Here is a 22,247-nt window from a genome sequence, read left to right as displayed (position 1 = left end):
GGCGGACTCCTTCCGGGGTGGTGATGGCTGGGCGGCTCAGCCGAAGAGGCCGCGGCCCCACCAGTCGTCCGTGTCGCGGACGCCCGGCGGGACGGCGAAGAGTGCCGAACCGACGTGCTGGATGTACTCGTTGAGGGAGTCCGCGCGGGCCAGCGAGGTCTGTACCGGGATGAAGCCGGTACGGACGTCGCGCTGGTACGCGAGGAAGAACAGGCCGGCGTCGAGGCGGCCGAGACCGTCCGTACCGTCCGTGAACGAGTAGCCGCGGCGCAGGATCGTGGCCCCGCTGTTGCTGTCCGGGTGGGCGAGCCGGACGTGCGAGTCAGGCTTCATCGCCTTGAGGAAAGGTTCGTCGTGCTCCTCGACCCTGCCGACGGGCGCGCCCTCCCTCTTGTCGCGGCCGAAGATGTCCTCCTGCTCGACGAGCGGGGTGCGGTCCCAGGTCTCGACGTTCATCCGGATCCGGCGGGCGACCAGGTACGATCCGCCGGTCATCCAGGCGCCGCCGCCGGTGGCGTCCTTCGGGCCGACCCACACGTGTCGGCCGAGTGCGGCGGTGTCGGTGCCCGCGATGTTGCGGGTGCCGTCCTTGAAACCGAAGAGGTTCCGCGGGGTCTGCGCGTCGGGGGTGGTGGAGGACGTCTTGCCGAAGCCGAGCTGCGACCAGCGGACCGCGGCCCGGCCGAAGCCGATCCTGGCCAGGTTGCGGATCGCGTGCACGGCGACCTGCGGGTCGTCGGCGCACGCCTGCACGCAGAGGTCGCCGCCGCCGCGGGCGGGGTCCAGGTTGTCGCCGGGGAACCTCGGCAGGTCGATCAAGGCGCCGGGCCGCTTGTCCTTCAGGCCGAAGCGGCCGTCGAAGAGGGAGGGGCCGAAGCCGATGGTGAGGGTGAGCCGGGACGGCTTGAGGCCGAGGGCCTCGCCGGTGTCGTCCGGCGGAGCCTCCGGCAGGCCGCCGTAGGCGCCCTCGCCGACCTCGTGACCGGCCGTCATCCGCTCGGCGGCGCGCGTCCACTCCTTCAGGAGCCGCACCAGCTCGGCGCGGTCGTCCGTCCTCACGTCGAAGGCGGCGAAGTGCAGCCGGTCCTGGACGGCCGTGGCGATCCCGGCCTGATGGAGGCCGTGGAAAGGGACGGCGCCGCCGCTGTCGGTGACGGGCGTCGTGTCGTCCCCGCCGCGGGTCAGGGCCACAGTGCCGATGGCGAGGCCGGCCCCGATGGCGAGGCCGCCGCCGACTGCCAGGACGGCGCGGCGGCCCGGGCCGGTCGCACCGCTCGGGTCGGGTGTCACTTGACGACCGCGGCGGCGAGCTTCGAGAGCGGCTCGGCCAGCGCGTTGACGCCGTCCGACAGCTCCTTGCGCTCGTCCTTGCCGACCTTGTCGTACGAGGCGAAGACGTAGGAGCTCTTGTCCGTGCGGTACTTGTCCAGGAGCGTGTTCAGCGCCGCGAACTGCTTGTCGAGTTCGGCGACGAGCGTCGGGTCGTTCTTCGAAGCGACCGGCTTGAGCAACTCGAACGACTTCTCCGCGCCCTCGACGTTCGCCTGGAAGTCGACCAGGTCGGTGTGCGAGTAACGCTCCTCCTCGCCCGTGACCTTGCCGGTGGCGACCTCGTCCAGCAGCTCCTTGGCGCCGTTGGCCATCGAGGTCGGGGTGATGTCGGCCTTGCCGACCCGCTTCACCCAGTCCGCCAGATCCTTGTCCAGGAGGTCCGCGAGCTCCTTCTCGCGGTCGCCGATCTTCTTGTCCTGCCACAGCGCCTTCTCCAGGCGGTGCCAGCCGGTCCAGTCCTTCGCCGGGTCCTGCCCCTCCTCCAGCCCGTCCTCACGGACATCCACCTTCGGGTCGATGTCGCCGAAGGACTCGGCGACCGGCTCCGTGCGCTCCCAGCCGATGCGCGAGCCGGCGTACGCCTTCTTCGCGGCCTCGACGTCACCGGCGCGCACGGCGTCGGTGAAGACTTTCACCCTGGGGAGGGTCTCGTCGGCCTGCGCCTGCACGTACTGGCGGTAGCCGGCCACGGCGGCGTCCATCTCGGGGGAGCGCCTGGCCGCCGCGGCACCACCGGTGACGGTCACCTTCTGACGGATGCCGTCGCCCTTCATACCGGGCTTGCAGGCGATCTCGTACTCGCCTGCCTTGACCTCGGCGGTGATGGTGGCCTTGGTGCCGGGGCCGATGTTCTCGCGCTCGGTCACGATCCGGTCGTCCGGGTGGAGGATGTAGACCTCGGTGACCTTCGCGCCCTGGTTCTCGACGGAGAGCTTCACATGTCCGGCCGGGAACTCCTTCTTCGAGACCTCGCAGGAGCCGTCCTTGGCGATGACCGAGACAGCGCCGTCGTCGCCCTCCGCGCCGCTTTTCGCGGTGCAGGCCGTCAGTGACAGGACGGCGGCCAGGGCAGTGCCGGCGCCGACGATCAGGTGGACGGGCCTGGGGGACATGGGTGCCTCGATTCGGAGCGACGCGCGGGAACGTTCCGAGCCGTGACCGCCCCGGATCCAGGGAGTCTACATAAATGTAGTCACTCAGGATAGGCTGCCCTTAGTGATGTGGGGTCTCGGTCCGGTGAGCGGCTCGGCCAACCGCGCCGGAGGAAGCTCACTTGCTGGCGTACGCCGGTGGATCGCCCGCGCATTCCGGGCCGGGGAACTCAAGCAGCTGCTCCGTGCCCTCGAAGTGGCGCATGTTCAGCGCGGCCGAGAACTTCGGACACTCGCGCCCCGGGTCCGAGTCGGCCGGGAGCCGCCCGTGCTCGTCGTGCACCACACTCCGCAGCGACGGCCCCGGGGCGTAACCGATGGCCACCCACGGCGCGGCGGCGGAACTCGTCCTGCGCCACGAGTCCGGGCAGCACGAGTTTCACCGCGACGGTGCGTCCGCCGGCGGAGCGTGCGCGATGGACCCGGCCCATTCCGCCCGCCCCGAGCCGTCCGAGGATCCCGTGCGTGCCGCCCCGTCACAGCCGCTTCGCGCTCCGCAGCGTCTTCGCGTAGTAGCCGTTGCCGTCCAGCCGGGAGACCCCGCCGACGTCGCCGATGGTCGGGCCGTTGATCTCCTCGCGGCTGGAGATGAAGATCAGGTGGCCCTCGGTGTCGTAGCCGAGCACCATGCCGACATGGTCGAGCCGGTCCTTGGTGCGGGCGTCCAGCTTGAAGAAGACCAGGTCGCCCGGCTGGAGCTGGTCGATGGCGGACGGCCGGTCGTCGGGGCCGACGCCGGTCAGCGGGAGCACGTCGGCGCCCTCGTCGGAGCGGGCCATGCCGTTGGCGGTGCGCGGCAGTCCGTCGCCGGAGGCGTCCGAGGACATCAGCGGGTAACGGGTGCGGTAGCCGAGCACCATCCGGATGAACCCCGAGCAGTCCAGGGACTTGGCGCGCATGGTCTCCGGGGTGCCGGTCTGCCCGTCGCGGAAGGGATAGGGCACGCCGAGGTAGTCGTAGAAGTCGGACTGCTCCAGCCGCAGGTCGCCGCCCTCCGCGCCGGTGGTGTTCAGCGGCCCGAAGTTGGCCTCACCGGCGTAGACGATGCCCTGTTCGTCCTTCTTCTGAGGGGCGCCCGCCACGTACTGGAAGGCGATCGCGAAGACGTCGTCCTCCTTGCTGTCCGCGTACTCGGCGTGCCAGTCCTTGAACCACTTCTCCTTCTCGGCGCCCTTCTTCCACGGCTCGGGCATCAGGCGCACCCAGTCCGTGGTGGAGACCTTGGAGGAGGTGGAGGCCGGTTCGGTGAAGGTGCGGGCCGGGCCGGTGAGCGTGGCCAGGCGCGCGCCGTCGGTGAAGACCGCCTTGATCTGGCCGTCCGAGCCGCGCAGGACCGAGCGCGCCGGGTTCTCCAGCCGGGACCAGGCGGCCTCGCCCTTGTCGTCGCCCGAGGCCTTGCCGCCGTCCAGGACGCCGACGTTGCGGACCTCGGTCACCCCGGGCGTCTCCTGCTTGCGCAGTTCCAGGGTGAGGTAGCCGGAGGTCGCGACGAGCGCCAGCACCACCAGTCCCGAGACGACGGGCCGTGACTTCTTCTTCCCTGCCATCGGTTACTCCTCGGTTGTTCGTGGGGCGGCTTGTCAGACAGCGGGCATGATGCCGAGCAGCAGCCCGGCGGCGACGACGATGTAGGCCATGAGCGAGACCGTGCCGGTGGCCAGCAGCGTCGGGCCCTTCGGCTGGCGCACCAGCTGGTAGGCGATCAGGCCGGGCACGATGAAGCCGAGGGTCTGGTTGCCGTAGAGCAGCGGGAACTCCAGCGACAGCACGATCATCACCGTGCTCTGGAGCAGTACGCCGAGCAGGACGACCGAGGCGAACAGCCGCTTGCCGTACAGGATCACCAGCCGCTGCATGATCTTCGTGCCGGCGTAGGTGAGTGCCGTGACACCCAGCACCATGGCCGCGCGCTGGACGTCCTCGATCAGCGTCAGCGCGAGCCAGCCCGGGGTGATCATTCCGCCGGGCGAGAGGTTGGTGGTGAGGTAGCACAGCAGCGAGAAGAACAGCCCTATCGCGATGCCCAGGGCGGCCATCTCGGGGGTCAGTGCGGCGGTGGTCAACGGGAACTCCGGGCGTCGTCGTGCGGCTCGTCGTGGGGCGGCCAGATGTGCGGGGCGGGCTCGTACGGCTGCTTCCGCGGCGCGCCGGCGAAGAACTCGAAGGGGCGGTCCTGGTCCTGGACCTGGTGCTGGCCCTGGCCCTGGATCTGTTCCTGGCTCTGGTCCCGGCCTTGGCCCTGGACCTGGCCCTGGACCTGGCCTTGGACCTGGCCCTGATGTGCGTACGGCTCCTGCTGAGCGTGGCGGTCACGCTGCGCGTACTGCTCCTGCTGGGTGTGCCGCTCGCGCTGCGCGTACTGCTCCTGCTGTACGTACCGCTCCCGCTGCTCCGGCTGCGGCCGGTAGGAATCCGACGGCTGCACCGGGATGCGCACCACCGGGATCTCCTGCGTCTGCGAGGCCTGGTAGCGCTCCTCGTACGCCGGGTGGTACGACGCGAACGGGTCCAGGCGGGACGCCTGCGCCGGGTTCGCGGCGGCGGGGGTCGGCGTCTCCTCGTCCGCCTCGCTCTCGTCGGCGGGCAGCTCGGCGAGGTACTCCAGCAGCTCCTCGCCCTGGCCGTGGATGTTGCCGATGGCCACCAGCGAGGCGCCGTCGGACATCCGGCCGAGCATCGCCGGCATGAACTCGTCGGCGGCCCGCTTCTCGCCGCCCAGGTCGACCGCCCGGTCCTGCCAGTCGGCGGGGATGGCGTCGATCGCGCTCTTGGCGGGGTGCCCGATGACGAAGACGTTGTCGGGCTGGAGGTCGGGGATGATCTCGCCCATCTGCCCGTTGCGCTCCACGCGGTCGGGGCGGCAGTTGATCACCACGTTCAGCGGGCGGCGGATGGCGCCGAGGTCGAGCAGCTGGTTGATGTTCATCAGCGTCGACTCGGGGTCGTTGGCCGCGAAGACGTTGGCGAAGGCGAGCCGGTTGCCGTCGGGGGCCACATAGCGCTCCACCGAGAGCACGCCCGGGTCCGGCGGGGCGTCGTACATCCCCTGGAGGGCGACCTCGCGCTCCACGCCGAGGAGATCGGCGACGACCAGGGCGATCGCCACGTTCTCCTTGAAGGTGAACCAGCTGAAGCCGCGCAGCTCCTCGTCGCTGACGGTCTCCGGGTCGGCGTACACCAGCTGGCAGTTCCGGGCGTCCGCCTCCTCCTGGAGGATGTGGAAACGTTCCTTCTCGGCGGTGACGCAGATGCCGTCCTCGGGCATCGACCGGCACAGCGAGCGGGCCACGTCGTCCAGGGTCGGGCCCATCTCGGCGAGGTGGTCCTCGCGTACGTTGCAGAGCACGCCGATCGTCGAGCGGATCAGCTTGCTCTGGTTGACCTCCTGGAGCGCCGGCATCACGGCCATGCACTCGATGACGAGCGCGTCGGGCCGGTAGGTGGCGGCCCGGCGGACGATGCCGATCTGCTCCACCACGTTGGCGATGCCGAACTTGCGGTAGACCGGCTCCTCGGTGGCGTCCGGGTGGATGAAGCGGGCGGCCGTCCCGGTCGTCTTGGCGACGGTGATCAGGTCACCGCCCCGCAGCGCGCCCGCGCAGAGCCGGGTGATGGAGGACTTGCCGCGGATGCCGTTGACGAGCACCCGCGAGGGGATGGTGTGCAGCGAGGCGTAGTGCCGACGCTGCTCCACGATGCCCGCGACGAGCAGGAACACGCTGCCGGTGAGCAGCACGAAGTAGAGGTAGAGCACGCTGGGTCACCTTCCTCCGGCGCCGGGCCGGGACTCGGCGGGCCGGCGCGCCTGGGTCTGCCGACGGGCCTGCAACTGCTGGCGGATCAGTTCGAGGCTCCGGACGACGGCGCCCACCTCGTCCTGGTAGCGGGGGTAGTGCACGGTCTTGAGGTCTCCGTCGGCGAGCTTCTCGGCGGCCGCCGCGAGGGCCCGCAGGGGCCGTACGACGACGAGGTGGATCCAGCCCAGGCAGACCACGATCAGGGCGAGGCCCAGCAGGCTGGCGAGCACGCTGCGGTCCTCGCGCTCGTAGGCGGTGATCTCGAAGCGGCCGGCGTCCTGCCAGCTCACGACGGTCCAGCCCAGGTCGGAGGCGACGCCGCCGCCGGTGAACGGCGCGGCGGCGGCCACGGTGACGGCGCCACCGTCGCGGATGAGCAGCCCGTTCTCCAGCAGCCCGGTGCCCACCCGCACATTGGCGGCGCGCACCAGGTCGGGCAGCGCGTCCTTCGGCAGCCCCTCGAAGGCGCGGAACCCGTCGCTGCCGGCGAGGGTCCGCGCGTCCGCGTTCACGATCCGGACCTCGCCGAGGCCGGGCCGCTTCAGCAGCGAGTTGAGGAACTCCACCCGCACCTCTCCGACGAGGGTCATGCCCTTGCGCTCCGGCAGGGGCGCCCCGGCCTGGACGACGGGCCGCTTCTCGCCCTGGCCGGAGACGCGGACCAGCGACGGGTCCTTCTCCGCGCTCCACGGGTGGGGGTCGCCGCCGGCCCGGGCGACGATGTCGCCGGTCGCGCCGACGACGTACAGCGCCTGGTAGCGGGAGTGCTCGCGCAGGGCGCTCTTCAGCACGGTCTCGGTGGCGGCGGGGTCGTCGACATCGAGCAGGCGGGAGGTGGAGACGAGGTCCGCCTGGGCCTCGTTCAGCGCCCGGCGGGCCCGGTCGGCGACCAGGTCGGTGCGGTCGCGCTGGTCGTTGACCATGGAGGCGGGGATGCTGACGGTCCCGTCCGTACGGTTGAGCAGGAGGCCGACGGGAACGCACCACAGCAGCAGGAGAACCGCCGTCAGCGCCAACGGCCCTCGCGCACCGCCCCGGAACCGGCCGGGCGGGCGCGCGCCGACGGGGCCGTCGGCGGCCTCAGCGTCGCCGAGCTGGCCGCGGATACGTTCCAGCGCGGCGCCGATCCGGGCGGCCTCGCCCCAGCGCGGCACCGTGACCGGGCGGATGAGGTCGCCGCGGGCGAGCCGGCGGGACTCCAGGAACAGCCCGAGCAGCGGGCGCTGCACGGTCATCCACAGCACGGCGACCGCGAGCAGGCCGAGCAGCACCAGGGCGCCCGCCGCGAGCAGGCCGAACAGCTGCCGGCTGTCGTCGGCGAGGGTCTGCTGCTGGACCACGGGGAGCAGGGAGACGACCGTGAGGCCGAGACCGGCGGCGACGCTCTCCCCGTCCTCGGGGTCGGAGGCGGCGAGGGATGCGTACCCCACGGTGGCGACCCGGCCGTTGTAGCCGCCGCCCACCAGGGTTCCGCTGACCCCGGGGTAGCCGCGGGAACCGGGCTCCCGGGCGCTGACCGGGTTCTGGTCGGTCTCCTCGGCGGCTTGGTCGGACAGCCGGGTCATCTGCTTCTGGAGGAAGGTGAGTTCCTTGCGCTCCGCGTCCGAGTTCAGCGCCTCGGACTGCTGGAACCCGGCGGTCGCGAGGATCTCGCCGCCGCGCGCGACGACGGCCATGCTGCGGAACGGGCCCAGGTTGATCGGGGGCACGGAGAGGCTGTTGGAGGCGATCAGCAGCTGCTGCGTCCCCTGCTTCCCCTCCAGGACGGCCATCGTCATCAGCCGTACGTCACCGGTCTCCAGCCGCACCATCCGTGGGGTGAGCGCCTTGTCACCGGTGAGGACGTCCTTGTCCACCCAGGCGAGCGGGATGCGCTCCCCGCGGGCGGCGAGCACCTTGCCGTCCGCCAGGTCCAGCACCGTGGTGCCGGTCCACTTCTGGTACGCCTTGCTCAGGTCCGACAGCACGCGCTCGGGGTCGGCGGGCTTGCCCGCGTTGAGCGCGATGGCGGTGCGTTCGAGGTCCGTGACCCGCTCGTCGATCGAGGCGCGCAGGGCGATCGCGCCGTCCTCGGCGAAGTACTGCTGCGAGGAGAGCACCGCCTTGGGCACGACCGGTTCCGCGCCCGGCCCCAGCACCTTGGCCGTGAGGCCGGCGAGGGCGAGGATCAGCACGCACAGCAACGCGATCGGCGGCCGGATGCCACCCAGCAGCGGCATGTCCGCACGTCTGCGGCTACGCCGCCGGCCTTTCGGCACGAGGGGCGCGGCAGGAGTCGATGTCACCGGTCTTCTTCCTTGGTCGCTGCGGGTGCTCAGTGCCCGGAGGAAGCACCGCTGTCGCGTGGCTGCGAGACGCTGTCGTAGAAAAGACGGACAAGCGCCCAATAGGTTGTATCCGTGGGGATACGAGAGGGTGTGGCCCTGGTCACTTCTCCAGCGACAGGCGCTTCAGGCCGTCACCGCCCGGCGCTCCCCGGTTGTAGAGGAAGCCGCGCGTGCGGTCCTCGGCCAGCCGGTAGCGGGCGGTCCGGTCGGCGGGCAGCCCCTGGGGGTTCTCCAGCGCCTGCTGTACGTCCACCAGCCGGAGGTCCTCGACGGCGCCCTCGGGGGCCTTCTCCCCGGGCTCCAGCTCCGGCGGGATGTCCACGAGCGTGGTGCGGTAGCGGGCGGAGACGTCCCAGCCGTCGGCGGTCTCGCGGAACTCGAACCAGCCGATGGCCCCTTCCTCGGTGAGGCCGGTCGGCGAGGAGTGCCGGGCCACCTGGTTGCCGAGGCTGTACGCGACCCAGGTGCCGTTGACCTTCTGGATCGGCTGCACCACGTGGGCGTGGTGCCCGATCACCAGGTCGACGCCGGTCTCCTCGGTGATCCGCTGGGCCATGTCCAGCTGCGGGACGCTCGGCTCGTTGTAGTGCTCCAGGCCCCAGTGCAGGGAGAGCAGCACCACCTCGGCACCCTTGTCGCGGGCCCGCTTCTCGTCCTTCTTGATGTCCTCCGTACGGGAACGCTTGAAGGCCCAGCTCTGCTTCTCGGGCGTGGGGTTGAGGAAGGACTCCCAGGAGTACGAGAGGTGAGCGACCTTGACGCCGTTGACGTCACGGATGTTGATCTGCTCTGCTTCCTTCGGCGTCCGCGCCGACCCGCTGTGCCCGAGGCCCGCCTTGTCCATGGCGTCCAGCGTGCGGCGCACAGCTTTCAGTCCATGGTCGAAGGTGTGATTGGAGGCTGTCGAGCAGGTGTCGTATCCCACGTCTTTCAGGCTGGTCAGGATCTGCGGCGGAACCAGGAATTCCGGGTATCCCTGGAACGGCCCCTTGGGGTTCCCGACGGGTGTCTCCATGTGACAGATCGCGAGGTCGGCCTTGCTGATCACGGGCTTCACCCCGGCGAGCAGCGGCCCGAAGTCCAGGCCGGCCTCCCCGCGTCCGCTCTTCTCGGCATCCTTGGCGGCCTGCTCGACCAGCTCGGGATGGATGAGGACGTCACCGGCCGCGGCGACGGTGAAACTGCGGCCGCCGGCCTTGGCCTCGGGTTGCGCCGGCTGCGGGCCGCACGACACGGTCAGGCCGACAGCTATCGCCAGCAGGCCCGCCGACCGACCCATACCGAGAGAATTACGGAATGTCACTGAGTCATACTTACATGAGCCTCAAGTGTGATCGTCTTATTACCGTCACGGGACGATCACGTTTCCTCCGCATTTTCGTCCCGGTGGGTTTGCTCCTGGCTCTGGTGGGATGCCAGGCCGATACGTCCCAGGCCCCGGAAGACACCGTTCCGCGCGCCCGGGAACTGGTCGACCTGCGCAGCCGCATTCTCGGTTACACGGCGAAGTTCCGCGCCGACGCCCCCTACAGCCCGCCCGGCAAGGCGCAGCGCGCGCGGCTGGCGAAGGCCGTCGGGAGCCTGCTGTCGGGCGACGCCCAGGAAGCCGAGCGGCAGCTCGCCCCGCTCGGCCTCGGCCTCACCCGCCTCACCGACACCGACTCGGGCCGCCGCTACGACGAGATCGCCGCGACCGGCCCGGGCGAGAGCGCACGCTGGGGCCGCGTCTACCTGAACGCCGACTCCACGGTCCGCTGGAACGTCCAGGTCCCGCACCCCGTCGCCGACCGCGACACCGAGGACCTCGGCGTCCGGCTCCTGGAGCAGAACCCCGGCGGTGCGCTCGTCCTCGCCGGAACCCACCGCCGGGCCGGCGGGAACGGCGCGGCCGATGTCTCCCACCGCGAGGACAGCGCCTTCCACACGGTCGTCGTGGAGTTGCAGAAGCGCGGGGTGCCCGGCGTCCAGCTGCACGGCTTCACCGACTCCTCCGACCGCCCCTACGACGCCGTCGTCTCCACCGGCGCCGTCGAGACCGCGTCCGCCGAGGTGGTCGCCCTGGCGGACCGAATGGACGACGACGGACTGCGGGTCTGCCGGGCCTGGGTGGCACGCTGCCCGCTGGAGGGCCGGAGCAACGTCCAGGGCCGCTCGGCGGAGCGCAACCACGCGGGCTTCGTCCACCTCGAACTGGCCCGCCACGCCCGCGCGGACGGCGGCCGCGACACCGAGGAGACGGCCGAGGCCCTGGCCGGACTGGTCGCTTCGTGGAACGCCCGTCGGTAGAACGCCCGGCGCTGGTGCGACGGGGAGTTCGGAGCAGGTGCCTTCTGAGCGCCTGGCCCAAGACCCGAGTTCTCAGCGCCTGGCCGCAGGTGCGAGCCGGTCACGCCGGACATGCGGTGGGTCACCAGGACGACGGCACGGTTCGGGGAGGCGAGGCGCCGGATGCGCTCGAAAGCCGCGATCTCGGCCTCGGGATCGAGCGCAATCTAGGGCTGTCAAGTGGTCCAGCAGGTCAGGGGTGCCCTCAGCGGTGAGGGACATGAGGCATGTTGCCTCATGGAGGACGTGCCTCGGTGAGCCTGCTGGTGACGCGCAGTTGGTGGTCTCCACGACTTCAAGCCAGGGGTGATCGCACGCATGACATGCCGAGTCCCAGGGGTACTGACGCGTTCAAGCCAACTCGATCCGCGACCTCTGCAGCCTCAGGGCAAACAGTTTTGCCGGAAATGTCCAAGACTCTCACCTATGGCGCATGAGTCGCGTTCACTCCCGCTCGCGCGAGATAGATGCGCCCAGAAAAGGCCGATGTGGGCGACCTGGCGCGATCGTTTAGGGAATTCTCGCAAAGTGTCGGCAAAGTTCGACGGAACCCCTTGGCGTTGGGAGCGTGCGCGTCGTACGGGGCCCTGATTCGGACGCCCAAATTCCTTCGGTGCTGGAGATGCCCACGTTGAGCCGGCCCCAAGGTCTGGCTAATCTCCAGGAGCGCCCTAACGGGGTGCTTTTCCGATCGATGTGAGAGGAGGCGTCATGCAGAACGAAGAGACTGTTGACCTCATCGTGATCGTCGAGGAAGAGGGCGAAGCCCTGGCCTGTTTCGACCAGGTCGGCTGAGTCGAAGTGTTGCCCCTCCGTACGGAGGGGCAACACTTTTCTCATCGTTCAAGTTCGGTACAGCGGCGACGAAGGGGATGTAGGTGGAGACGCGCCCGATTGATCCGGTGATGTTTCAGGTCAAGAGAGACGGCGTGTATCTCTCAAGTCCGCGGGTGAAAGGCAGGATTCGGCTTCACCGATCGATCGCGCGACTGCTCATCGACTCACCGACCGGTATCAACCTGGATGAGGTCGAGGGCGATTCGGAAGCCGTTTCCCGGGCCCTGAAACAGCTGCTGGAGCTGGGATTCCTCGAAGAAGCGGGGGACGGCGAATCTGCTTGGCCTACACCGTGGCGTGAATGGGGCGGTTTGGCCTGGCAATTCCATCAGAGCATACGAGATGCGCCGTTTGCCAGTAAGGGCACCGATGAGCGCGAGCGGTACGGTGATGCACTGGCCGAACGTGATATGCCGCGCGGCGCGAAGCCGATCGACCCGGAAGTTGAGATTCTGCTGCTCCCGCGGGTTCACGCGGAGATGACGGCAAGTTTCAAAGATGTACTGGAAGATCGAAGGACACATCGGGACTTCATCGAATCTCCGATCCCGCTCGAGTCTCTCTCGACTCTGCTGCATTACACGTTCGCCCCGCTCCGGTTCTCCGACGCCGGAGAAATGGGTGTCGTCCAGTTGCGCGCCAGCGCCGCCGGCGGGGCACGTCACGAAACCGAAGCCTATGTAGTCGCGCTTGATGTCCACGGTGTTTCGCCGGGGATCTATCGGTACGACAACATCAGGCATGGCCTAGTCAGCGTCCAGCCTGAGGTGTCCCGCGAGCAACTTGAGCATCTCACTCATGCCCAGGGCTTCTTCACTTCCGCTGCGTTCGGAGTCATCACCACTGCAGTGCCTGAGCGCATGGCCTGGAAGTATCCCCACCCCCGGGCCTACAAGATGCTCCTTCAAAACGTCGGCCATGTGGCCCAGGTGTTCTCGATGACGGCGACCGCCCTCGGACTCGGAGCGGCTCTCACCGGCGCTTTCCGCGACAGCGAGGTTGAGCATCTCCTGAGCATCGATGGCGTCGAAGAGTTTCCCACCTTCTTCTTCAGTTGCGGTGTGCCGCAGCGCAACCCAGACGGTTCACCGATCCGGTACCGCTCGCCGGAAACCCCTTTTCTCAACTGACCGTGCACAGAGCAGAGAGCAGGAAGCAGGAAGCAGATGGCTGAATCGAACGATACGGAAGGTCCACTCAGTCATCCCAACTTCCGGAGCATGGCGATCGGTCGGGGCATCACCACGATCGGCAACGGAATAGCGCCCATTGCCCTCGCGTTCGCAGTCCTTGACATTACGGGGTCCCCTACCAAGCTAGGGCTGGTGGTCGGGGCGCGCTCTTTGGCGAATGCCGCGATGATGCTCTTGGGCGGAGTCTTGGCGGACAGGGTACGAAGAGCTCTGCTGCTGCAAGGCTCCTCCTATGCCGCGGCCGCGACGCAGCTGGCGGTCGGGGTAGGACTGCTGGCCGGCGTGACGTCTTTGCCGTTTCTCATGCTGATGTCAGCGCTCAACGGAATCTTCGCGGCCGTCTCTGTTCCCGCAACATCTGCGTTGGTGTCACAGACGGTTCCTGTCAGCCTCCTGCGGCAAGCCAACGCCATCTTCCGGATGTTCACCAACAGCGCCTTGGTGATCGGGGCGGCTGCCGGCGGAATCATCGCCGCCGTCGCAGGACCTCCGTGGGGCATCGTCGTCGACGCACTGACCTTCGCCCTGGCTGGAGCGATCTTCAGCAGGGTTCGTGTGTCGGAAGTCCCGAAGGCTGCGGGTAAGCGCTCGGTGCTTACCGACTTGAAGCAGGGCTGGTCGGAGTTCATCTCACATCGATGGCTGTGGATTGTGGTCCTCCAGTCCACCGTCTGGCAGGTGGTCTGGGCTGGCAGCATCCAGGTTCTTGGCCCGACCATCGCCGACGAATCCATCGGCAAGCGTGAATGGGGGTTTGTGTTGGCCACGCAGGCGCTCGGCACCATCGCGGGTGGCTACCTGGCGTTGAAATGGCAGCCCCGTAAGGCTTTGGCCTTCGGGGTGGTGATGACCGGTCTGAGTGCTCTTTTGCCGTTGGGCCTGGCGATTTCCCCTGAACTTGCCTACCTTCTGCCCATCGCGCTCCTGGTCGGAATGGCCATGGAGCAGATTGGTGTCGCCGGTAGTACAGCGATGCAGGAAAACATCCCGAGCGATCGGCTGGCCCGCGTCTTTTCCTACCAGCTACTCGGTGCCACAGCCGCGGTTCCGTTCGGTCAACTGCTGGCGGGCCCCTTGGCGATGGCGTTTGGTGGCGAGGAGATCCTGCTCTGCGCCAGTGCCATTATTGTGGCGTCCACTCTCGCTTCTGTATCGAGCAGGAGCGTGCGGTCGCTTGAGCGCCGAGTGCCGGACCGGCCATCTCCTGTAGCGCCTGTGAAGCCCACAAAATGATGTTGTCGATGAAGGAAGCGATGCGACAGGAACTCGTTCGTCTTCGCCTCATGACCGAGGCGGAGTACGCAGAGTATGAGCCGTATGTCATAGCTGACTATGCGCAACGGAACGTGGCAGCTGGAACGTTCACGCAGGGCGAAGCAATGGAGCGGGCGCGCACCGACTTTGCGAAGCTACTGCCCCAGGGAGCATCCACGGCCGACAATTACTTGCACGCGGTCGAAGACCCGTCGGGGGAGCGTGTCGGGAACCTTTGGTATGCGATCAGGCGCAGCGCTGGAAACACCACGGCCTTCATCCTGAACATGGAAATATTCGCCGAGCATCAAGGGCGGGGGTTCGGAAGGGGGCTGCTGCATGCCTGCGCGCAAGACGCGGCCGGCCACGGAGCAAGAGCCGTAGAGATCCAGATCCTTGGCAGCGAGGACGAAAAGCGCAGCCTCTTTCGCAGTGTGGGCATGCTGGAGAAACGCATCGTCATGACCTGGAATCTCAAAGACTCCGGCGAGGTGGAGGGAGAGCGATGAACGGAGAACAGGCGGTACGCGAGGCAGAGCGCCGCACAGCGGATTTGAAGGTGCTCGCACGAGCCCTGCCTCTCTTCGGAGATGATGCTGTCGACGCAGCGGGGCCGATTCCCCGACTCTTCTCAGCGTCACACGTCGCACGAGAGACCTTCGGGGTAGCTCAGTTGGAAACATCCCTCAACGGAGGGCTGCTTAGGTACCCCTACATAGGTCTCGTACGAGACGGAAAACAGGTTTCCCCCAGAGAGTTCACCCAGACGCGGCGGGTTGCCTTCGCTGAGCAGTCGCTCTATGCGGACGCGGGCCTGGTGGTGAAGCAATTCCATGAAGGATCGACCATCATCCTGAAGTCGTTAGAGGAGTGGCACCCACCGGTCCGCGACATGATCAACGAACTTGCCGCGCTCACCGGAACCCAAGTCAAGGCGGACGTCTTCTTCACGCCCCCGCATGCCAAGGCGCTAGTAGTTCACCGGGATGAATTCCACATCTTCGCAGTCCAGTTGCATGGCACCAAGGATTGGGTACTCCAAGGGGTGCCCGAAGGGGACTCATGGCGCGGAGGACCCGCTCCGGCGGATACCTTGGACAATCCAGAGAACGTGACTCTCACATCCGGTGATGTGATGTTCCTGGAGGCCGGCACCGCGCACTCGGCGAAGAGCCAGGACACGTCCTCGATGCACATCGCCTTCGAATTCCGCTCCTTCCGCATCACGGATCGGCTGGATCAAGTGATCCGAGAGATCGCCGCAGCTGAAGGCGCTGGCTTTGTTTCGCTGGACACAGACGTGGCGGCACGGCAGATCCGCAGCACGCTGAGCCGAATCTCCGAGGAGACCGCCAAGTTGGACACCAGCACCCTTGCTCGAGAGGCAGCGCAGAAACTTATCGCGGACTCGACTCGGCACGGCGTCACCTTCGGTAGGTGACTTCCGTCAAGGCGCTGTGGCCGGCTGGCCACGTGCGCCGATGCCTGTGGTGTCCTGCCCCGGGCGGGACACCACAGGCGCGATGGGCGCGCAGGCCGGCTACCTGGAATTTTCGGTGCGGATCATGCGTCGGAGACTCGCCCGGGCGGCAGCGAGGTCATCGTTGACTTCGGTGAGTGTTCGCTCGAGTTGTTGTTTCTCGTGCTGAAGCCGCGTCACGTGGTTGTTCAACTCTTGGTTCTGTGCCGTCAGTTCACCGATCCGCTCCGTGAGATCGGTGGTTTGTAGCTGGTCGAGCTGTCGGCCGAGCTGGCGGTGCAGGGCTTCCTTGAGATCGCTGACTTGGGCACGGAGCCGTTGGTTGTCGGCACGCAGCACTTCTCGGTCGGTGCGTGTGCTCTTGGTGCTGCCCGCTGGTCGTGTCCCGCCGCTGCTGGTCGTGGTGCTGGCCTGCTGGACTCGGGCGGCTTCGATGTGCTCGCGGACGCCGGGCGCGTAGACGAGCCAAGTGGAGACGCGGGCCGCCTTGGCGACCGCGGTGAAGGTGACCGCCTCACCTCGGACCAGGAGGTCATCGAGGGTGTGCAGCACCCGCGCACGTTTGTCACGGCTGTCTTTGCGGCGGGCCTCCTGTAGTACCTGCCCGGGCGTTCGTGAACTGGTCATGAAGCCCCCTGGTCACGGTTGATGACAGTGAGGGGAAGCATCGTGTGGCTGTCGGAGGCGAGGGCTTTGCGGAGGATCCGACCCGCTTCCTCAATCTCGACCCTTTGCTCGGCGGGGAGTTCGGCGAGTCGCTTGTGCATCTTCTCGGCACCCTCGGTGTAGGCGTCGATCTGATCGGTGAGGTTGCGGGTGACGAAGTCGGCCGCGTCCATCGCGAGGGCGGTCTCGCGGTCGGTCCGCAGCTGGTGCAGCTGCTCTTCGACGGCCGGCAGATAGGAGGGGTCCGGGCGATAGAAGCCGCAGCCCGCACACTGGAAGCGCAGCGGGCAGCTCTTGCCACCTGCCTTGATATTGGTCGGTTCGGTGCAGTTGCCGTAGGGCACCGCAACGGAGCGCGCCTCGTAGGCGGTCGTTGAAGCCATGGGCTCGGGCTGGCCGGAGCGGTCGACCACCTGCAGGCGCATGGTGGCCACGGCGTCGCGCTTCCGTTCCAGGGAGACCTTGTAGTAGCCCATGGTGGTGTCCACGGATCGGTGGTCCATCAGATCGCGCAGCACGTCGGGGCGCACCCCGGCGTCGGCGTGACGTTGGGCGTACGAGTGCCGGAACGCGTACGGAAAGATGGTCTCCGTGTCGAACGGGAGCGGGGCACCGTCGCGATCGAGATTCCCGGAGTGGAGTGCCGGCAAGGCGTCTGCCCACGCGCGGATGGCTCGGGCCAGGTTTCCGGGGATCAGGTGGGGGATGCCGGTGTCGGCGGAGATCGAAGGGAACAGGTAGGCGCGGCTTTTCGGCGGTAGAACCATCTGGTCGCGGCGTCGCATCCAGTGCTGAATCGCGCCTGCGGTGCTGGTGGTGATCGGCAGGCGGCGCTTGTAGCGCTTCTTCTTGTGGTTGTCCCAGATCAGCGTGACGTTGTCGCCGTCGATCTCCAAGTAGTTGGTCTTCAGCGAGCAGACCTCGATGGGACGGCGTCCGGTGTCGCGGAGGACCACGTATGCGGTCTGGAACATCAACTGCACGTCGTCCGGTGTCATCTGGCCGTAGGGAAAGTCGACGCCGAGCGTGCGGACTTGTGCGTCGAGCTGGGCGATGACGTTCTCAGGGATGGCCTTGCCTGCCTCGTCGTCATCGCGTTCTTCGACGGGGATCATGTGGGACTGGTGACGCGCGAATCCGCCGGCCAGCTCCTCGAGCAGCCCGGCTTTGCGTCCGAAGTCCAACAGTTGGAAGAACTTCGTCAGCAGGTCACGGCGAACTGTGAACGCGTAGCGTTCGCCGTCCGGCTTGCGGAGATCCCTGAACGCGTCCACCACCGCGTCCATGTCGGCGAACGCAAGGCCACTCGGATCATGACCACCGCCACGGCGGGACTGCAGCGCCACCGAGGCGTATCGACAGGCGTCGAGAGTACGACGCAGTTTGGCCGTGTGGGGCTCCGTGGCTCGAGCTCACTCCAGCGCCGCATGACGCAGCCAAGGCTGGGCGATCTTCGTGAAGTCGATCGTGCCCTGGTTGTAGCGAACGCCGGAACGGCTGTAGGGCGACGCCAGCCTGGCGCTCACTGCGTCCCAGACCTCGCCGTCTCGCGGGCCGTGCCCCAGGGCTTGCTCGTAGCCGGCTCGGGCGTGCCGGAAGAACTCCTTGACGTGTGCGCGGGTGTTGTTCGATGCCCGTTCCACCATCAGCAAGGCGTCCGCGCGGCAATGAGTAGCAGGCTCGGTAGCCCGGCGAAGTGACGCACCATGTGGCGTACGCACTGTGTGTCCAGCTTCGCGCCACGCGCATCCCGCTGCTGCAGTGCGTAGAGGAACTCCAAGCGCATCAACTCGCCCAGCCGGCGCAGTGAGAACTGATGCTGCAGCAAGAACGGAATCTGCTCTCCAGCCCAGGAGGCCGCGTCAGGCCCGGCCTCCCCACGGTATGCAGCGGCAGTTCGAGCCCGGTGATGGTATGCGCAGACAATCTGCCGCGGCACCACAGCGCCGACACACCCGGGCACCGCACACTCAGGCACCTCGACCTCGATGACGACGCTCGGCGACGCCGCCCACGCCACAAGTTCCGAGGTCACGACGCTCCGCTGCCCGGAGTGCTCGCGCCGACCTCGATAGTGATCGATACACAGTCCCCGCGCGGAGGCCGGATTGCCGCAGCGCAGCTCTGCCCGCTCAACTGCACAGCGAGCAGGGTCCTGGCCGCTGGCGGCCGCCAGACGCGCAGGAGTATGGCTCGCGGCGAACTCATCAGCTGAGCGCCCGGTAGTGCTCATCAGCTTGGTGCACTTGGCGCAGAAGCTCTGGGTGTGCACCACGGTGGAGCAGGCCGCGGTTCGGCAGGAATGGGCTCGGGTGCGCGGGTTGTCCACGTCCCCGGTGAACAACAACGTTTGCCCGTCCCACTCACCCGGCCGCCAGCCGTCCTCGACAGCGGCGCCTAGCCAGTTGCTCCACCTCTGCAGATCGATTCCCTCCGGACCAGTTGCGTCCGGCTCTGGTGCGACAGCCAGCGTCATGCCTGGATCTCCCGTCCAGCCGCGACCTGGACAACGGCTTCCCGCAGCTCGTCATCGTCGGCGTGCAGATACACATCCAACGACGATGCCGAGGCATGACCGAGGAGCCGCTGCACCACATCACGCTCGACTCCCGCACGGATCCAGCGGGTCGCTGCAGAATGCCGCAACATGTGCGGGCGGGCCTCGAACCCCACCCTCGCCGCGAGCCGATCGAACATGTCCTTCGCCGTCACATAGGTCATCGGATGGCCCCGCCGACCCGCATACAGATTCACGAACACGCTGTCGCTGTCCGCCTCGCCCGGCAACTGCGCGGCCCGCTCATGCAGATACTCCGCGTACTCGTCGATCAAGTCCTCGGTCACAGGGATCCACCGAGAGACCCGCGACTTGGCCAGCGCCCCATTTGCGTTGAGTCTGTGCCGCACATGAACGTGCGGGCCCGCCACCTGACAACCCAGCATCGCGGAGCTCGAGAGCAGATGCATGTCCTGACTGCGCAGCCCCAGCGCCTCTCCGATACGCATCCCGGTGCAGGCCAGCAGCGACACCAAGAATCGGTCCCGGCCCCGAACTGCGGCCGCCCTCAGACTCTCGATCTGCTGATCAGACAGCCACTGCGGGCCTTCCACCGCCGTGGCGTACTTCAACATCCGTGCCCGTATGTTCCGGAACTGCCCCCCGTTCTCCTGAATCGAACCCGGAGGGCAAGTACGCCAGATACCGCAGCTCCGTCAGCATGGCCGCTACCTCGACCGGCACCCAGCCCTGCCGACTACCGAACCTCAAGAACTCGCATACGCCGGTCATCACGGCGTTCGCCGTCGCCTCGCTGCGAAACCTTGGAACTCCACCTCCGTCGTGTGATCGCGCAGGCATGGCCTCCATCTCCACACCGGAGGCGGCGGCCAGGTACGGGGTGGTGGCGATCCGCTCGACCTTCGGCTCCAGGCGGCCCGCGCGGGAGGTGGACCAGGCGGAGAGGGCCGAGTTGACGACCCCGATCGCGGCGGCGGCCAGCAGGCCGGGCAACAGCGCGTGCAGCCGCTGCTCGGCGCTGCCGGTTCCGGCCAGCAGCGCGTGCATGACGGCGTTGACCGCGAGCAGGCCGACGGCCGCCGCGACGCCCTGGCCGATCTCGCTGACCGCCACGGCCAGAAGCGCGCGCCGGTCGGCCTGCCAGGCCATGCGCAAGGTGGACCCGACGAGCGCGGGCATGGAGCGCAGCGCCGACATCATGGTCAGGTCCAGGCCGGCGTGCTCGTGGTGGGACCAGCCCATGTCGTAGCGCAACGGGCCGCCGAACAGCTCCTGTTCGGCATCGGAGACCCGGGGCTCGGCCATCTTCACCGGTCCGAAGAACCTCTTCACCGGGCACCTCCCGTAGCGGTGGTGTCCTCGAACTCCGTACGAACGAGCGCAGCGTGGCGTAACGGATGCATGAAGGGCTCCTCGCGGCGATACGGACAGGTGATCGAGTAACGGAGGATCCGCTGTCGCCGTAACGGGCGAGCCATGGGCGCGAAGGCGTACGGGGCGCACCGGGCCCGCCCGCCTCTCGAACGCCCGCTTCGGACCGCGCCGTTCACGCCCCGGCCGGCTCGGTGCCGGTGGGTCACATTCGCGCCGTGATGGCGGGACCGATGCGCCGGCAGGGCTACGGGGTTGTGTCGTCGCGGAGTTCGGCGGGCAGGAGGGCGTCGGGGAAGGACTGGTAGCAGACCGGGCGCAGCCAGCGCTCGACGGCGAGCGTGCCGATGCTCGTCGTGGCGGGGGAGCTCGTCGCGGGCCACGGTCCCCCGTGCACCATCGCGTGGCAGACCTCTACGCCGGTGGGCCAGCCGCCCCACAGGACCCGGCCCGCCCGCTCCTCCAGCACCGGGAGCAGCTTCGGAGCGGTCGTCCGGTCGGCGTCCGTCCCGTGCAGGGTGGCGGTGAGCTGGCCCTCCAACTGCTCCAGCAGGGCGAGGAGTTCTGCCGTACCCGACCAGCGTACGACGAGGCCCGCGGCCCCGAAGACCTCGACGGTGAGGTCCTTGTGCGCGGTGTACGCGGCCGCGTCGCACACCAGGACCACGGGGGCCGGTGCGTACGGGCCGGGCCCGGCCGTGCCCCGGGCCGCCTCGCGCACTCCGGGGACCGCCTCCCATCGCCGTACGCCCTCCGTGTACGCGCGGGCGATGTCCGGGGTGAGCATGACCTGGCCCTCCACCGTCTTCAAGGTCCGGGCCACGGCCGCGAGGAAGGCGTCGCCCGCCGGGCCGGCCGGCAGCAGGAGCAGGCCGGGGTTCGTGCAGAACTGGCCCGCGCCGTCGGTCAGCGACGCCACATAGCCCTCGGCCGCCTGGTCCGGTTCGGCCAGCGCCCCGTCGAGCATGATCACGGGGTTGACCGCCGACATCTCCGCGTGGACCGGGATGGGCACGGCGCGAGCCTGTCCGGCGGCGACCAGGGCCAGTCCGCCGGTCCGGGACCCCGTGAAGCCCACCGCGGCGATCCGTGGATCCCCGACCAGGGCGAGGCCCACGTCGTGGCCCCGGCCCACCAGCAGCGAGAACACCCCGGCCGGTACCCCGGTGCGCGCGGCGGCGGCCGTCACGGCGCGGGCCACCGCCTCGCCCGTACCCGGGTGGGCCGGATGCGCCTTGACCACCACGGGGCACCCGGCGGCCAGCGCGGAGGCGGTGTCGCCGCCCGCGACCGAGAACGCCAGGGGAAAGTTGCTCGCACCGAACACGGCCACCGGGCCGAGAGGGATGCGCCGGAGCCGTACGTCCGTGCCCGAGGGGCCGGAGTCGATCCGGGTGCCGAGCGCCGTGCCGCTCCGGACGAGATCGGCGAAGAGACGCAACTGACCGCAGGTGCGCCCCCGTTCACCGGCCAGCCGGGTCCGCGTGAGCCCGGTCTCCCGGGCCGCGAGCGCCAGCAGGGCGTCGCCGAGCCCCTCGATCTCCTCCGCGCAGGCGTCGAGGAAGGCCGCCCGCCGCTCGGGAGGCAGGGCGCGGAAGGCGCGGGCGTCCGCGGCGGCGAGCCGGGCCGCCTCGGCGACCTGTTCCGGCGAGGCGTCCCGGTACGGAGGGCCGAACGGTTCGCCGGTCGCGGCGGCCACGGCCTGCCAGGGGGCGCCGGTGCCGGGGACTTCGCGGCCGGCCAGGAGCGAGTGCCCGGTCAGGGGCGCGAGTTCGGCTTCGGCGAGGGGGTGTTCGGCTGCGGCCGGATGCGGGGTCTCGGTCGGGTTCACGGTGAGGCGTCTCCCTGTGCGCGCCGGTGGAGGCGCACTGTCGTCGTTGGGTGCCGGGGTGTTGATGTGCACCGGGCGGGCGGGTGTCGCGGTGAAAGTCATCCCGGCGGTGGCGTTGTCCTCGGGTCGTCCGGATGTATAGCCTAAGCAATGGCATGTGACATT

The 22,247-nt window shown here is 68.5% G+C and carries 20 protein-coding genes and 1 pseudogene; 5 read left to right on the top strand and 16 right to left on the bottom strand.

What is annotated here, in order from left to right:
* Positions 1-36: 36 nt before the first annotated feature.
* The 9 genes and pseudogenes from efeB to A3Q37_RS10600 form a co-directional block, all read right to left on the bottom strand.
* The gene (gene efeB, locus A3Q37_RS10635; RefSeq protein ID WP_065481345.1) at positions 37-1,290 is read right to left on the bottom strand and encodes an iron uptake transporter deferrochelatase/peroxidase subunit; all 1,254 of its coding nucleotides are present in this window, start codon (positions 1,288-1,290) and stop codon (positions 37-39) included.
* Positions 1,287-2,444 (bottom strand): iron uptake system protein EfeO, encoded by a 1,158-nt coding sequence (gene efeO / locus A3Q37_RS10630; RefSeq protein ID WP_065481340.1) that lies wholly within the window; start codon positions 2,442-2,444, stop codon positions 1,287-1,289. Before efeO ends, efeB begins: the two co-directional genes overlap by 4 nt.
* 157 nt (positions 2,445-2,601) lie before the next feature.
* The gene (locus A3Q37_RS37190; RefSeq protein ID WP_176711388.1) at positions 2,602-2,766 is read right to left on the bottom strand and encodes a hypothetical protein; all 165 of its coding nucleotides are present in this window, start codon (positions 2,764-2,766) and stop codon (positions 2,602-2,604) included.
* A pseudogene (locus A3Q37_RS35555) lies at positions 2,740-2,941 on the bottom strand (serine/threonine protein kinase); the annotation flags it as partial. The gene A3Q37_RS37190 and the pseudogene A3Q37_RS35555, both read right to left, overlap by 27 nt.
* An 18-nt stretch (positions 2,942-2,959) precedes the next feature.
* Positions 2,960-4,030, bottom strand: a complete 1,071-nt coding sequence (locus A3Q37_RS10620) for a C40 family peptidase (RefSeq protein ID WP_065481331.1) — start codon at positions 4,028-4,030, stop codon at positions 2,960-2,962.
* Positions 4,031-4,063: 33 nt separating this feature from the next.
* Positions 4,064-4,546, bottom strand: a complete 483-nt coding sequence (locus A3Q37_RS10615) for a poly-gamma-glutamate biosynthesis protein PgsC/CapC (protein WP_065481330.1) — start codon at positions 4,544-4,546, stop codon at positions 4,064-4,066.
* Positions 4,543-6,237, bottom strand: coding sequence for a poly-gamma-glutamate synthase PgsB (pgsB, locus tag A3Q37_RS10610; RefSeq protein WP_065481329.1), 1,695 nt, complete (start codon positions 6,235-6,237; stop codon positions 4,543-4,545). The genes A3Q37_RS10615 and pgsB overlap by 4 nt, the downstream gene beginning before the upstream one ends.
* 6 nt (positions 6,238-6,243) lie before the next feature.
* The gene (locus A3Q37_RS10605; RefSeq protein ID WP_079137738.1) at positions 6,244-8,499 is read right to left on the bottom strand and encodes a HAMP domain-containing protein; all 2,256 of its coding nucleotides are present in this window, start codon (positions 8,497-8,499) and stop codon (positions 6,244-6,246) included.
* Positions 8,500-8,707: 208 nt separating this feature from the next.
* Positions 8,708-9,886, bottom strand: coding sequence for a CapA family protein (locus tag A3Q37_RS10600; RefSeq protein ID WP_065481323.1), 1,179 nt, complete (start codon positions 9,884-9,886; stop codon positions 8,708-8,710).
* Between the two features lie 107 nt (positions 9,887-9,993).
* On the opposite strand from A3Q37_RS10600, the gene A3Q37_RS10595 reads away from it, so the two are divergent.
* The 5 genes from A3Q37_RS10595 to A3Q37_RS10575 all read left to right on the top strand — a co-directional run bounded on the left by A3Q37_RS10595 (position 9,994) and on the right by A3Q37_RS10575 (position 15,657).
* The gene (locus tag A3Q37_RS10595; RefSeq protein ID WP_079137737.1) at positions 9,994-10,893 is read left to right on the top strand and encodes a hypothetical protein; all 900 of its coding nucleotides are present in this window, start codon (positions 9,994-9,996) and stop codon (positions 10,891-10,893) included.
* Positions 10,894-11,810: 917 nt separating this feature from the next.
* Positions 11,811-12,899, top strand: coding sequence for a SagB/ThcOx family dehydrogenase (locus tag A3Q37_RS10590; protein WP_079137736.1), 1,089 nt, complete (start codon positions 11,811-11,813; stop codon positions 12,897-12,899).
* 36 nt (positions 12,900-12,935) lie between these two features.
* Positions 12,936-14,195, top strand: a complete 1,260-nt coding sequence (locus A3Q37_RS10585; RefSeq protein WP_065481316.1) for an MFS transporter — start codon at positions 12,936-12,938, stop codon at positions 14,193-14,195.
* Between the two features lie 8 nt (positions 14,196-14,203).
* A complete protein-coding gene (locus A3Q37_RS10580) occupies positions 14,204-14,725 on the top strand; it encodes a GNAT family N-acetyltransferase (protein ID WP_176711392.1) in 522 nt (173 codons plus the stop codon).
* Positions 14,722-15,657, top strand: coding sequence for a JmjC domain-containing protein (locus tag A3Q37_RS10575; RefSeq protein ID WP_079137735.1), 936 nt, complete (start codon positions 14,722-14,724; stop codon positions 15,655-15,657). The genes A3Q37_RS10580 and A3Q37_RS10575 overlap by 4 nt, the downstream gene beginning before the upstream one ends.
* 99 nt (positions 15,658-15,756) lie before the next feature.
* Here A3Q37_RS10575 and A3Q37_RS10570 read toward each other — a convergent pair whose 3' ends face one another.
* From A3Q37_RS10570 to A3Q37_RS10540, 7 genes are all read right to left on the bottom strand, one after another.
* Complete coding sequence (locus A3Q37_RS10570; protein ID WP_079137734.1) at positions 15,757-16,323, bottom strand: DUF6262 family protein; 567 nt, start codon at positions 16,321-16,323, stop codon at positions 15,757-15,759.
* On the bottom strand, positions 16,320-17,708 hold the full coding sequence (locus A3Q37_RS10565) for a site-specific integrase (protein ID WP_141693556.1): 1,389 nt from the start codon (positions 17,706-17,708) through the stop codon (positions 16,320-16,322). Before A3Q37_RS10565 ends, A3Q37_RS10570 begins: the two co-directional genes overlap by 4 nt.
* 66 nt (positions 17,709-17,774) lie before the next feature.
* Entirely contained in the window at positions 17,775-18,008 is a 234-nt protein-coding gene (locus A3Q37_RS10560) for a hypothetical protein (RefSeq protein WP_065481307.1), read from the bottom strand.
* Entirely contained in the window at positions 18,008-18,838 is an 831-nt protein-coding gene (locus A3Q37_RS36785) for a hypothetical protein (protein WP_141693555.1), read from the bottom strand. The genes A3Q37_RS10560 and A3Q37_RS36785 overlap by 1 nt, the downstream gene beginning before the upstream one ends.
* Entirely contained in the window at positions 18,835-19,494 is a 660-nt protein-coding gene (locus tag A3Q37_RS10550; RefSeq protein WP_065481302.1) for a tyrosine-type recombinase/integrase, read from the bottom strand. The genes A3Q37_RS36785 and A3Q37_RS10550 overlap by 4 nt, the downstream gene beginning before the upstream one ends.
* Complete coding sequence (locus A3Q37_RS38320) at positions 19,448-20,212, bottom strand: hypothetical protein (protein WP_065481299.1); 765 nt, start codon at positions 20,210-20,212, stop codon at positions 19,448-19,450. Before A3Q37_RS38320 ends, A3Q37_RS10550 begins: the two co-directional genes overlap by 47 nt.
* Before the next feature lie 286 nt (positions 20,213-20,498).
* The gene (locus A3Q37_RS10540; RefSeq protein ID WP_079137733.1) at positions 20,499-22,082 is read right to left on the bottom strand and encodes an aldehyde dehydrogenase (NADP(+)); all 1,584 of its coding nucleotides are present in this window, start codon (positions 22,080-22,082) and stop codon (positions 20,499-20,501) included.
* Between the last annotated feature and the right edge of the window lie 165 nt (positions 22,083-22,247).

It is taken from the genome of Streptomyces sp. PTY087I2 (assembly GCF_001687325.1).
In the GTDB taxonomy this organism is placed as follows: domain Bacteria; phylum Actinomycetota; class Actinomycetes; order Streptomycetales; family Streptomycetaceae; genus Streptomyces.
Note: the sequence above shows the minus strand (reverse complement) of the source record. Positions and strands in the feature narration are given on the sequence as shown.